Annotated in this window: 9 protein-coding genes; all 9 read left to right on the top strand. The window is 53.1% G+C overall.

Features of this window, described 5'->3' with window-relative positions:
* Positions 1 to 187: 187 nt before the first annotated feature.
* The 9 genes from MKY59_RS24210 (at position 188) to MKY59_RS24170 (ending at position 13,865) form a co-directional block, all read left to right on the top strand.
* A complete protein-coding gene (locus MKY59_RS24210) occupies positions 188 to 2,527 on the top strand; it encodes a helix-turn-helix domain-containing protein (protein ID WP_236415520.1) in 2,340 nt (779 codons plus the stop codon).
* Positions 2,528 to 2,921: 394 nt separating this feature from the next.
* Positions 2,922 to 3,875, top strand: coding sequence for an ABC transporter permease subunit (locus tag MKY59_RS24205; RefSeq protein ID WP_236415522.1), 954 nt, complete (start codon positions 2,922 to 2,924; stop codon positions 3,873 to 3,875).
* Between the two features lie 45 nt (positions 3,876 to 3,920).
* Positions 3,921 to 4,793: a carbohydrate ABC transporter permease gene (locus MKY59_RS24200; protein WP_236415524.1), complete on the top strand. Its 873-nt coding sequence runs from the start codon at positions 3,921 to 3,923 to the stop codon at positions 4,791 to 4,793.
* A 56-nt stretch (positions 4,794 to 4,849) separates the two neighbouring features.
* Positions 4,850 to 6,352, top strand: a complete 1,503-nt coding sequence (locus MKY59_RS24195) for an extracellular solute-binding protein (RefSeq protein WP_236415525.1) — start codon at positions 4,850 to 4,852, stop codon at positions 6,350 to 6,352.
* Positions 6,353 to 6,375: 23 nt separating this feature from the next.
* Positions 6,376 to 7,479: a glycoside hydrolase family 88 protein gene (locus tag MKY59_RS24190; protein WP_339274198.1), complete on the top strand. Its 1,104-nt coding sequence runs from the start codon at positions 6,376 to 6,378 to the stop codon at positions 7,477 to 7,479.
* A 70-nt stretch (positions 7,480 to 7,549) separates the two neighbouring features.
* Positions 7,550 to 9,061 carry an extracellular solute-binding protein gene (locus MKY59_RS24185; RefSeq protein WP_339274196.1) on the top strand — a complete coding sequence of 504 codons (1,512 nt, stop codon included), beginning with the start codon at positions 7,550 to 7,552 and terminating at the stop codon, positions 9,059 to 9,061.
* Positions 9,062 to 9,391: 330 nt separating this feature from the next.
* Positions 9,392 to 12,292 (top strand): type I pullulanase, encoded by a 2,901-nt coding sequence (gene pulA, locus MKY59_RS24180; protein WP_339274194.1) that lies wholly within the window; start codon positions 9,392 to 9,394, stop codon positions 12,290 to 12,292.
* Positions 12,293 to 12,555: 263 nt separating this feature from the next.
* Positions 12,556 to 13,191: a 50S ribosomal protein L25 gene (locus MKY59_RS24175; protein WP_339274193.1), complete on the top strand. Its 636-nt coding sequence runs from the start codon at positions 12,556 to 12,558 to the stop codon at positions 13,189 to 13,191.
* A 278-nt stretch (positions 13,192 to 13,469) separates the two neighbouring features.
* On the top strand, positions 13,470 to 13,865 hold the full coding sequence (locus tag MKY59_RS24170) for a hypothetical protein (protein ID WP_339274191.1): 396 nt from the start codon (positions 13,470 to 13,472) through the stop codon (positions 13,863 to 13,865).
* Positions 13,866 to 13,871: the final 6 nt, after the last annotated feature.

Genomic DNA, 13,871 nt, shown 5'->3' with positions numbered 1-13,871 from the left:
AGTTAAGAACGCTCACCGACATCAAAATCTCTCCTTACGATTGAGGATATGCTTACACTATAAACTGGAAAGTGCTCTGAAGTCAACAATGAATAAGAAATAGTGGACTTGAATAACGATGGGTTTTAAAATAACAATAGTAAATTAATCCAATGAAAGCGATATTATACAAAGGAGGTTGCTCTACTTGCCCAAATATTTGCTGCGATTGCTGTGCTTTACGATGATTCTTGGGGCTCTTCCGGTGATCGTGATCGGTTCGGTGTCCTATTCCATTGCTTCCCAAGACATTGAACAGAAAGTGCGTGAGAGCAATCTGCAAATTTTGCACCAGACCCAGATGAGAATGGAGCAGGTGTTGAGTAGCCTTCAGTTGTCCTCCATCCAATACGTGAATTCTCCGCTGGTGCTTCAAGCGATGAAACAGCCGCTCGACAGCAGCGAATTTGAGGAAATCAGGGATCTCACATCCGGGTTCAACAACCTGCAAGCGGTTACAAGCATTGATCAGGCTTATTTGGTCAATCTGGAACAAGACTGGGTTGTCTCCATGCGTTCTTTTGGCAAAGTGGACGATTTCAGCATACGCGACCGCGTCGATTCTTATTTGACATATACGAACAGTCTTTTTTGGGTCACGCGGAATGTGCATTCGGCCAAGGAGAGCGTGCCGGTATCCGCAGGAATGAACGAAACCGGGCAAGACGTCTCCCCGCCAAGCCTGATCTCTTCGGATAACGTGGTTAGCATGGTATTCAAAATTCCGATGGTGCCGGGCAATGTCAAGCCCAAGGGGTTCTTGGTCATCGACATCGCCGATGCGGAACTGGGTGCGTTCTTGAGCCGCAATCCCAACTCCGGCGATATGTACGTGCTGGACAAGGAGCGCCATTTCTTTCTGGACGATGTGGAGCAAGGAGAGAAATATGAGCTCCTGAACCGTGAAATCGATCAAAAGATTCGGTTGGCCGGCGAGACCGAGGGCTTTTTCAATGCAGAGGTGGGAGGCAAGCCGATGGCTGTCAGTTACAGACAATCACCGTTAAACGGCTGGTTGTACGTATCGGTGGTATCCCTCGACCAAATTACCGCCCAATCGCGAAAAATCGCGATCGTTACGGGCGTGGCGACCTTGGTCATGTTGTGTGTTACCGGCCTGGTTGCCGTGTATGGCAGTCGGCGGATGTACTCGCCCATTTCAAGGCTGCTGCAATTTACCAAAGGCCTGGATTCCCCTTCGGCGCAGGCGAATCGCAGGCAGGATGAATTCGGGTACATTGAGGAACAGCTGCAAACCCTGTTCAGCTCGGAGAAAACGTTGCGAGAGCAAATGAAGGGGCAGCACGTGCATTTGCAGGAATTTTTTATGACGAAGCTGTTAACCGGCAAAATATCCGAGGAGGATTTCAGATATCAGGGGCAACGGTATGATTTTCCCACAGATTGGTCCAGGCTGGGCGTGTTGACGCTGCAGATCGATACGATGGAAGGGACCAGGTATGAAGAGCAGGATCGGGATTTGCTGTTGTTTGCCGTGACCAACATGGTTGAGGAGCTGCTGCCTCCCGAGATGCGATTTACGCCGATCATGATCGATGATGCGCAGGTGACGGTGTTGGCCTCCAAGCTGGAGGACGAGGCTCAGCTGAAAGCATGGATGCATCAGCAGGCAGAGGGCATAAGGGAGCGGGTCGTGACCTATCTGCAATTGCCGGTGAGCATCGGCATCAGCCGTGCCTATACCGCGATCGGGGATACGCCGCAGGCTTACCATGAGAGTCGAGAGGCCCTGCGCGGAAGGGTAAGCCTGGGCAGCCGCATTATTTTGCATTATGAGGATATTCAGCCGCGAGGTCGGACCGAAGCGGCGCTCTATACCCAGCTGCGCATGATCGAAGATCAGTTGGCTTCCGCATTGAAGCAAGGGGATCAGGACAAGACCGACGAATACTTTGCGCAATATTTGGCTTTGCTCGCAGACAAAAAGCTGCATTTCAGCGAATATCCCGTCATTATGGTGCAGCTGCTGTCCAGGGTGTATCAGCTCGTTCAGGAGCAGGGAGGAGACGTGGCCGAGGTGCTCGGCGAGAAAGCATCGATGTCACGGTTATTGAAGTTATCCACGCTGGACGAAATGACGGGTTGGTTCCGCCGCCGTCTGTTCGAGCCTGTGATCCGCTTTTGCCATGAACGGGAAGAATCGCAATACATGAACATTGCCCATCGCATGATCCGGTTGATCGAGGAACGGTACGATCGTGAGTTGTCGCTTGAGGTATGCGCCGAAGAGCTGAATTTTCATCCGGTATATTTGAGCCGTGTGTTCAAGAAGGAAGCCGGCGTGAATTTTACCGAATACCTTGCCGAATACCGCATGGAAAAAGCCAAAACGTGGCTGCAGACGACCAACCTGAAAATTTCGGAAATCGCGGAAAAGTTGAATTATACGAATCCGACGGCGTTTATCCGCACGTTTCGCAAAATTACGGGAACCACGCCGGGGAAATACCGCGAGCAGCAGAGATGACCCTGCGTCGGGAAGCCGGCTGGGGATTTCGCGGAAATTGCCGGAGTCCTGTCTGGTTGTCTCCTGAATGGGCTTGTCCTTGCAACGAATATAAAGCCTGCTACGCCTGCCATGGCGGGCAGGCTTTTTTCGGTGATTCCGTCCCCATAACAGCATGCAGCAAGCCGCTCCCCAGCATGATTCCCGGCCGGTTAAGGTCGGAGGATGCAGGTTAAAAACGGTCCATCCCGCTTGGAAACGTCATTGCCGAAAACGATGCAAACCCTTGCTGCATAAGGAAAAACAAGAAGCTAAAACAAGATGATAGCCAGTTACCCGTTTATCCCCGACAATGAGAACATGAATTTCAGGAAGTGATAAATGTAATCGTTTCCAAAGTGGGGAGGAAGACACTATGAAAGCCGAAACGGCGGCCCGGACAAAGCCCGCTGCCCGCAGTGACAAAACCTTGTTGTGGAGGGAAATCATCAAAAACCGGTGGCTGTACATCATGCTGCTGCCCGGCGTGCTTTACTTCATTATTTTCAAATACATACCCATGTATGGCATCACGATGGCGTTTCAGGATTATACGCCATACAAAGGCATCTTCGGCAGCGACTGGGTCGGGTTCAAGCACTTCCAGCGTTTTTTCGGGGAACCTCAATTCTGGATGCTTTTCCGCAATACGTTTTTGCTTGCGATTTATAACCTGATCTTTTTCTTTCCGCTGCCGATCGTGCTTGCGCTCATGTTGAATGAAGTTAGGCGGGAGCGCTTCAAACGGTTCGTGCAGACGCTGGTATACGTGCCGCATTTCGTCTCCTGGGTTGTCGTTGTCGGCGTATTCTACATGTTGTTCACGACCGAAGGCGGGGCCATCAACGAGATGCTTTACAGCCTGACGGGGCAGAAAATCGCCTTCCTGCTGGAACCGGGCTGGTTCCGTTCGATGATCGTGGGACAATCCATATGGAAAGAGGTCGGCTGGGGCACGATCATATTCCTTGCGGCGCTGTCCGGCGTGGATACGCAGCTCTATGAAGCTGCCCGCATCGACGGAGCCAACCGCTGGCGCCAGACTTGGCACATTACGCTGCCGGCCATCCGCAGCACCATCATCATTTTGCTCATTCTCCGTCTGGGCAATTTCCTGGACACGGGCTTTGAACAGATCTTCCTGATGCTGACGCCAACCAACCGGGACGTGGGCGAAGTCTTCGATACCTACGTGTATACGAAAGGTCTCACCCAGGCCCAATACAGCTATAGCGCCGCGGTAGGTCTCTTTAAATCGGTCGTCGGACTGGCGCTGGTGCTCGGTGCCAACAGGCTCGCCAAAAAATTCGGGGAGGAAGGCGTCTACTGATGCAGAGCATTGGACGTTCTTTACCAGACAGGAGTGAACTTAACCATGCAACAGGACAAAACGTGGGGTAACCGAATCTTCGATATCGTCAACCATGGCCTTCTGCTGTTGATCGGTATCGTGACCGTCATCCCGTTTATCTACATTCTGGCGGTATCCTTTACGAGCCCGCATGAGGTGGCCAAGGGCGGTTTCATTCTCTTTCCGAAAGAGTTCTCCTTGGCGGCTTACCGGTACATTTTTTCCACGGATACCCTGATTCGCAGTTTGGGCGTATCCATCTACATTACCGTGGTCGGCACGCTGATTAACCTGCTGTTCACGTCGCTCATGGCCTACCCGTTATCCCGCAAATATTTGCGCGGACGCCAGGCGATCCTGCTCGGCGTATTGTTCACGATGCTGTTCAGCGGCGGCATGATCCCTACCTATTTCGTCGTCAAATCGCTGCATCTGACCGATACGCTGTGGTCGCTCATGCTGCCTACGGCTATCAGCGCATTCAATCTGATCGTGCTCAAAAACTTCTTCCAGGCCATTCCTGACGAGCTGGAGGATGCGGCCAAGATCGACGGCTGCAACGACGTCGGCGTGCTGTTCCGTGTCGTGCTTCCCTTGTCGATGCCGGCGATGGCAACCTTCTCGCTATTTTACGCCGTTGCCCACTGGAATAGCTTCTTCAACGCGATCATCTACATCAACGATAGCGAAAAGTGGCCTGTGCAGGTGTGGCTGCGCGAAATCGTCATTTTGGCCCAGAGCCGGATCGGGGATACCAGCATCGAAGAGACGGAAATTCAGCCGCTGACCATCCGGATGGCCGTCATCGTCTTTTCCACGTTGCCGATCATGATCGTATATCCGTTTCTGCAAAAGCACTTTGCCAAAGGGGTGATGCTGGGTTCGGTAAAAGGTTGACCTTAATTTGCATGCGAACGTCAGGACCGATTAAAAAGGGGAGGTATTCATTTCTTATGAAAGCAACGAAAAAGAAAGCAGTGGCTGTACTGAGCACGCTGGCATTGGTAACCGGTTTGCTGGCAGGCTGCGGCGGGTCGGACTCCGGTCAGGCGGCGGAAGGCGGGGTTCAGAACATATCCATCGCCATCGCCCAAGTCGGCGACGTGCCGGCCAAAGGCAACGAGGTTCAGCAGAAAATCGAGGAATACACAAACACCAAGCTGGACATTCAGTGGATTCCCGCATCGGCGTACAACGACAAAATCAACGTCATGATCGCCTCCAGCGACCTGCCCAAAATCGTGAAGGTCCAGTACACGCCGACCGTGACCAATGCGATGCGCAATGACGTCTTTTGGGAAATCGGCCCGCTGCTGAAGGATTACAAAAACCTGTCCGCCCAGAACGAGCGCTTCTTCGAAAACGTCAAGGTAGACGGCAAAATTTACGGTGTGCCGGTATTCTCCGACATTGCCCGCGCGACGGTCATTTACCGGAAGGACTGGTTCGACAAGCTGAACCTGAGCGTGCCGACCACGCCGGACGAATGGTACGAAACGATCAAAACGCTGGCTACTTCCGATCCGGACGGTGACGGCCAGGACAATACGTTCGGGCTGATGCTGTTCAAGAAGTACAATGAGGACCAATATTCCTTCACGACCCGTCTCGGAGTCAGCTTCGGCGCGCCGAACAAGTGGAAGGTCGAGGATGACGGCAGCTTCACTCCCGAGTTCATGACACCGGAATACAAGCAGGTGCTGGATCTGCTGAAACGCCTGTACGACGAAAAATTGCTGAACCAGGACTTTGCCGTATTCGATTCGACGGAAGCGGAGAAAAAGTATGATTCCGGCCTTGTTGGCATGCGCATCGGCGTGGCCCAGAACGGCAAGAGCCAGCAGGAGCGCCTGTCCAAAAACGTGCCGGACGGCGTTGTGGACATCGCGGGACTCTTGGGTGTGAATGGTGATCGCGTAGCGGGGCAGACGGGCAACTCCGGCATCTTGGCTTTCCCGAAAGCAACCGTGGGTTCGGAAGAAGAGTTGAGAAGCCTGCTTTCTTTCCTCGACAAGCTGATGGAGCCTGAAATGGCCACACTTCTGATGCGCGGCATTGAGGACAAACATTTTGTCAAGGTTGGCGAAAACGAAGTGGAGATGAGCGATTTCGATGCGTTCCAACGCGAGGTGAAGCCGTATCGCGATAATCTGCCTTACGTCGAGGGTTATAACGTGCCCAAGCTGAAAGATACCGAACTGGGCGAGAAAGGAACGACGCTGGCCAAGGAACTGGCAGAGCATGCCGTGCCGAATCCCGCGCTGACGCTCTATTCCCCGACCTATGGTGACCGCGGGGCGGATCTGGACCAGATGATCGCGGATGCCCAGACGAAATACATCATGGGCAAGATCGACGAGAACGGCTGGAACCAGGAGATCGAGAACTGGAAGAAGGCGGGCGGAGACAAAATTCGTGAGGAATACGCGGAAGATTACAAAAAACAAGCTCAATAAGCAGCCGGAAGCGGAGGATGTCCATGAAGGAAACGTTGCAATTCACGCCGGTACGCATGGCAGAGCAATTTATGGAAAGTTACCGCCAGCATGAGCTGTATGCGAAATGGCACTACGAGAACGGATGCGTGTTGAGAGCGCTGGAAGAGCTTTATTTTCGCACAGGGGAACAACGGTACTTCGACTACATCCGCGAGTTGATGGACCACTTCATTCTGGAAGACGGAACGATCCGCACATACAAAGTGGAGGAATATAATCTGGACCAGATCAATCAGGGGAAATCGTTGTTTCTGCTCATGGAAGAAACGGGGGAAGCCAAATACCGCAAAGCCGCCGATCTGCTGATGGTCCAGTTAAAGGGGCAACCGCGCACAAGCGAGGGCGGGTTCTGGCACAAAAAAATCTATCCGTTCCAGATGTGGCTGGACGGCCTGTACATGGCAACGCCTTTCATGACCCGATACGGCGCGGCAACAGGGGATGGGCAGTGGTTCGACAAAGCGGCCTTGCAGCTGCTGTTAGTCGAGCGGCAAACGCGGGATCGGCGCAGCGGGTTGCTGTACCATGCATGGGATGAAAGCCGGGAACAGCGCTGGAGCTCGGGCGAGACCGGCTGTTCTCCGCATGTCTGGAGCCGGGCGATGGGCTGGTACGTCATGGCGGTCGTCGACACGCTCGATCATCTGCCGGTAGATCATGAACAGCGAGGCCAGATCGTAGGCATTTTTGAGCGGATCGCAAATGCGTTGGTGAACGTGCAGGACCAGCAGACCGGCCTGTGGCCGCACCTGCTGGATCAGCCGGGCCGTGAACGCAATTATTTGGAAGCTTCGGGCAGCTCCATGTTTGTGTACGCGCTGGCAAAAGGCGTTCGAAAAGGCTATCTCAGCGATACATTCAAGCCGGTTGCGGAAAAAGGATACCAAGGCCTGATACAGCATCTCTTGAAAACAGACCGCGAAGGCATGCTCTCCTTGACCCAGTGCAATGGAGGTGCTGGGCTTGGGGGTACTCCGTATCGTGACGGTTCATACGAGTATTACGTGACCGAATCGATCCGGATCAATGATCCCAAATCGGTCGCTCCGTTCATTTTGGCAGGGACAGAGTTGGAACTGGCGTAAGGCCGGTTCCTTCTTCAACTCAATTATGATAGCGCATTCATAATATGGTAACCCAAAGGAGAGATGGTTCATGAGCCCACGAGTACGGATGTCCCGATTAGGCGCGGGGATGATGGTCTTGACCTTGTCCGCCGGATTGTTGGCAGGATGCGGAGGCGAAAAGGCGCCTGCCGAGGGGGAAGGCCCGTTTCCCATCAACATTTCGTTGATGCAGGTGGGCGACGTGCCTGCCAAGGAAAACGGGATCGAGAAAAAGATCGAGGAATATACGGGTACCGATCTGAATGTACAGTGGATACCGCAGTCGGCTTTTGACGACAAAGTCAACGTCATGGTGGCATCCGGCGAAATGCCCACCATCATGCGGGTGAATTATGTGCCAACCACGTTTAATGCAGCCCGATCTGGATTGTTCTGGGAACTGGGCCCTTACCTGAAGGATTACAAAAACCTGTCTGCCCAATCGAAGGCGTACTTCGACAATATCAAGATTGACGGCAAAATCTACGGCATTCCCAATTTCCGGGACATTGGCCGTACGGCGATCGTATACCGGAAGGATTGGTTCGACAAGCTGAAGCTGGACGTTCCGAAGACGCTGGACGACTGGTACGACATCATGCTGGCGATGCGCAAAAACGATCCGGACGGCAACGGCAAGGAAGATACTTACGGCACGTTGTTGTACAAAAAGTATAATGAAGGCGTGTCCTCCCCGCTCACGCGCATTGCCGTAAGCATTGGCGGCGTAAACAAGTGGGGCGTGGATGAGGCAGGCAAACTCACTCCCGAATTTCTGACGCCAGAGTATGTGGACACGATGAAGCTGTTCAAACGCTTATTCAGCGAAGGGCTGATCAACAGCGATTTTCCGGCCCTCGATCCTTCGGATGCGGACAAAAAGATCGACTCCGGCCTCGTCGGCATGAAGCTGAACGGCGTGGCCCAGAACGGGAAGTCCTTCCAGCAGCGTCTGACCCCCAATGTAGCGGACGGAGAAATTGACGTGGTTCCGTTCCAGGGCAAGGACGGCATACGCATTGCCGGCGAGCCAGGCAACTATGGCATGCTCGTGATTCCAAAAGCTTCCGTGCCGGACGAGGAGCAGTTGAAGCGGGTGCTCACCTTCCTTGACCAGCTTCTGGACGAAGAGTTAAGCACGTTGCAATTGCGCGGGCTTGAGGGAGTGCATTATACGAAAACGGCGGACGGCAAAACCGAATTCAAGGACTTTGATGGGTATCAACGCGAGGTGAAGCCGTACCGCGATAACCTGCTTAACATCGAAGGTTATAACGTCGCCGAGCTGGTTGATCTGCCCATCGGCATGAAGGGAACCAAAATGGCGCGCGAAAACGAGCAATATGCCATTGCGAATCCTGCGTTAACATTGTCATCGGATATCTACACCGAGCGCGGGCAAGAGCTGGATCAGATGATCTGGGACGCCCAGACCAAATACATTATGGGCAAAATCGACGACGCCGGCTGGGAGCAGGAGGTTGCGAACTGGAGAAAATCGGGAGGCGACCAGTTGATTCAGGAACTGGAAGCTTCCTATGCCGAATTGAACGGGAAATGATCCCGTAAACAAGTGACTGTAAACAGGCCGTGTTTCACGTCATCAAGACGTGAAGCATGGCCTGTTTTTGGTTTCCTGCTTATGGACGTGGCTCAGAACGGGTATACAAAGAAGAGCGTGCATTTCGTAGATTCATTCTCTTTTTTTTATCAGGAAAGTCACAAACGTTGTCAATCTGAGGCGCTTGTTTACATATGCTGATTCTGGAAGCGATTGCTCTTCAACCAATGATGATGCTATGGCAAGCGGAGATTCAGCCGATATGTGATGCATGGTCCTAGGTTGACAAATGGCGTCCCGGTCCGTAACATCGGGACGAAACCGAAATTCATGGATACAAAGGCGGTGGGAACGATGCTGGAATGGACCGAATTTCGTTATGAGGGCAATGATCTTGGTTTAACCTATACCCGTGCTGCAAGCACGTTTAAGCTGTGGGCGCCCACAGCTCGGCAGGTTACGCTGCTGATTTTTGATGAGCAAGGGACTTATGGTGAGGATGGACGGGTAACCGAACATGAGGGCGGAATTTCCCATACCATGACTCGAAGTGCCGAAGGGATATGGAGTCTGCGCTTGGAGGGGGATTGGAACAGCCATTATTATATGTACCGACTCGTTCACGAGGATGGGCGCGTTGCCATTGCGCCGGACCCTTATGCGCACGCGGTCACAGCCAATGGGCAGCGCACGGCCATTATCGATATGGACGCAACGAATCCTGCTGATTGGGAGAATGATGCCAGACCCGCATTTTTGCATCCGATTGATGCCGTCGTTTACGAACTTCACGTTCGCGATTTCTCTTCCGATCCCCAAGCTGATATTCCGTTTAAAGGAAAATATCTGGCCTTTGCCGCATCAGGGCTGACGGATCGGGACGGAAATGCCATCGGGGTGGACCACCTCGCCGAATTGGGGATTACCCATGTGCATTTGATGCCTGTCGCGGATTACCAAACCGTGGATGAACTGCTTCTGGCGGATGCGGGTCCCCATGAAAGGCTGCCTTACAATTGGGGTTACGATCCCCAGCATTACAATGTGCCGGAAGGATCGTATTCGACCGACCCGCGGGACCCTTCAACAAGGATCCGCGAATTCAAGACCATGGTCCAATCCCTGCATAGGCAAGGCATTCGCGTCGTGCTTGACGTGGTATACAATCACACGTTCAGCGTGAATGAAGGACCTTTCGACCGGATTGTACCGGGGTATTATTACCGTTATTGGGAGAACGGGACGCTTAGTAACGGATCAGGGGTTGGCAATGAGCTGGCCACGGAGCGGCCGATGGTGCGGAAATACATTTTGGATTCCCTGCTTCATTGGGCAGAAGAATATCATGTAGACGGATTTCGTTTCGACCTAATGGGGCTGATCGATACGGACACGATGAACGAACTGACGCGAGAATTGAAAGAGAGAATTGATCCGGCGATACTGATTTATGGCGAGCCATGGACGGGCGGGGATTCGCCGCTGAATCGAAAAACGCTCAAAGGCGCCCAACGCGGTCAAGGCTTCGCCGTGTTCAACGATCATTTTCGTGGAGCCATTAAAGGGGACAGTGACGGTGCAGGCAAAGGATTCGCTACCGGAGCCGGCGGCAAGGAGAAAGACATCGTCGCAGGTGTTGCGGGAGCCATCGACGACTTTACGATCACGCCAGCGGAAACGATCAATTATGTTACGGCCCATGACAATCTCAATCTATGGGATAAAATCGCCACGACGATGAACTTGAGGCCCCAGCTTGGTTTTCCCGAATGGCAAGGGGGACAGCCGGTTGGCGGCGGGAGCGCGGAATCCGCAGTAAGGGCAGCAGACCCGTATCGTTTGGTGGATGAAGAAGATGTGCTGGAATGTGATATGGTTCGGCGTTCGTTGTTGTCTTCAGGCATTGTGCTGACCTCGCAGGGGATTCCGTTTCTGCATGCCGGAGATGAGATGCTGCGCTCGAAGTTTGGCGACCAGAACAGCTATCGCAGCGATGATGTGGTGAATTCGATCGTTTGGAAAAATAAATCCAGGTTTAGGGCCGTATTCGACTATTATCGCGGGCTGATTCAGCTGCGCCGGACGCACCCTGCCTTTCGCATGATTCATGCGGATCAGATCAGGAAGCACCTGCAATTCCTCCGGGCCGAAGGGCAAATGGTTGTTTTTATGCTTAAGGACGGAGCCAACAAGGATAGCTGGAACCGAATCGTTGTCATCTACAATGCTTCTGCCCAGCCTCAGCCGTTAACCCTGCCTGAAGGGACTTGGCATGTGGTCGTCAATGACCGGCGGGCCGGCACGGAGGCGATTGACAGCGTGCAAGGGACTGTGCTGGTTGAGCGTTTGTCGCTGATGGTGTTATATGACATGGAGCAGGCAGGCATTACCGAACCCGCCGTGATCGAAGTCAATGCTCCGCGGCAGGCGTATAGCCCTGGCGAGAAGGCAAGGATACGCGCCGTCGTGCTTGACAGTTTGGGCAATGTAGTGCCGAATGCGAAGACGACGTGGACGTCTTCGGCCCCCGAGGTGCTCCGGATCGAAGAGGATGGAACGATCGAGGCAATCCAAGCCGGAGATGCGGTCATTACGGCCCGATACGGAGATATCGCTGCTTACAGTCTATTGCTGGTCGAAGAGCGATATGCCGAACGGCTCGAAATTGTTGGAGAAAACGTGTTGTATACGACGCGCATTAGCCGGCTGAGGGCATTGGTGCTGGATCAGTTCGGTCAGCCTCTATCGGGAATGCGCGTTCGCTGGCACTCTTCGCATCCGGAAACGGCCGCGGTCAGTTCCGCCGGGATCGTTCGCGGCTTGGCACCTGGCCATGTCCGGATTACAGCGGAGACGGAAGGAGTCCGGGGATCGATCGACATTGCGGTTCATAGGCAGACGTCGCGGTTGGTCACGCTTCGGTACGAGCGTCAGGATCGGCAGTATGACGGATGGGATGTATGGGTATGGGGCACGGGCATGCAGGATGGCGCCGTGCGCTTGGAAAGGAACGGCGATGCGGCGGAGGCGCGTTTCCGGGTGGCCTCCGGTCTGCAGCATCTCGGGCTGATCATTCGCCTGAATGAATGGGAGGCCAAGGATACGTGCGGCGACCGATACGTTGATATTACGCCCGAGGACGAGAATGTGCTGATCGTCGTCCAGAGTGGTTCCGACCATATGCAGGTGATACGCGATGCAGGGAGAATGAATGATCTCAGCAGTGCATAATGCTTCATAAAGAGTCATGTATGTATTTGAGCAAAGGCAGCCGGAGGATCTCCGGCTGCCTTTGCCGTGAACATCGGAGCCGATTGGCAAAAATGGATTAATGTGAAAAAATGAGCGGATTAACGTTTGAGATGCGGTGGCTTTGGGGTAAGTATAGATATGGCCCGAATGATGGCCGAAGATCATATTGTCGTGCAAAAGAGAGACCTGTGTGTCAAACGAAAAACCTTAGGCGCATGGACCATGAAGGAGGATGTTCAATCATGAAATCCAACGGAGAAATGGCTCAACTGACGGCTACACCCAGAACCGAAAAAAAAGGCGCCGCGCTGCGCCTGTTGAGACAAGGCGGCCGGATTCCAGCGGTAGTGTATGGACCGGGAATCGAGGGAACCGCCATACATGTCGATGAAAAAGAAATGCTCAAAGTGGCCCGAACCGGTCGTTCCGAAATGTTCAACCTTGAACTGGAAGGCGGAAAAAAAGTGCCTGTTCTGATCAAGGACCAGCAGGAGCGCAACGGCCGCCTGCTGCATGTGGACTTTTTGCAAATATCGAAGAATAAACCGGTTTCGGTCAGCATTCCGCTCGATTTCCAAGGGACGGCTGCCGGTTCCAAAGCGGGCGGCGTATTTCAGTCCCAGGAGGTACAGCTCGAGGTTGAAGGTTTGCCTGCCGATCTCCCGTCCTCCATTGAAGTGGATGTTAGCGGCTTGGAAATCGGGGATCGTCTGACTGCTTCCGACATTACCCTTGCCAAAGGGCTTAAACTGGTGACGCCTGCAGATTCCATCATTGCTTCAGTCATGCCGCCGCAAGCTTTGGTTGAGGAAGAAACAACCTCTGAAGAGGCTGATGCAGAATCGGCAGCTTCCGGAAAAGATATAGAAGAAGCATAATGTGTGATGGTTTCGAGGTGCTTGAAACCTGTGGCCCGGTCTTCTGACCGGGCCTTTTTTGCCGCCTTGATCATGACAAAAGGCTTCGTCAATGTGACAATGGTTTGACATATGTTTTTTTATATTACGGCGAGTTGGGAAATTTGGAGACGAATTGGGATCGTTTGCGTAAAATAAAATATGTCGCCCTGGAATGGAGACATTTATTGGTTACCTTCTTTATCTAACAAGAGCTTCTGCTAAGGGCACGGAGTAAATGAAGAAAGAGGTTTGATGGCATGTTTGATCCAACCATTTACGACAATTTGAAAGTGGGGTTCGAGAACGCGCTTTATGATCTTGACAACTTGGACGAAATCATCCAGGTTACAGGCAGAAAGGATATCTTCGAGATGGCTGCAATGTCCAGGGAACTTGTTCTTCAATGCTGCCTGAGAGGGCGACCGCAGGTGACAGCAGAAGTGATCCTTAAGAGTTCGCTCTCCGATCTTGCGGCCGAAATATTGGAAACGCCGGACAGCCGGCCTGGATGCCGTTTACAATTACGATATGAGCTGCTGGTTCAGGATCCGGGAGCGTCTTGTCCGGCGATTCGTTCCATCCTGGACGAGGGTTGGCCCGGACAGCGCGTCGAGCTAGAGGTTCATTATACATACGGGGGATCCGATGGTTAACGCATT

This window comes from Paenibacillus sp. FSL W8-0426, from assembly GCF_037969725.1.
Classification (GTDB): Bacteria; Bacillota; Bacilli; order Paenibacillales; family Paenibacillaceae; genus Paenibacillus; species Paenibacillus hubeiensis.
The sequence above is the reverse complement of the archived record's forward strand: the minus strand, read 5'-3'. Positions and strand labels throughout refer to the sequence as shown.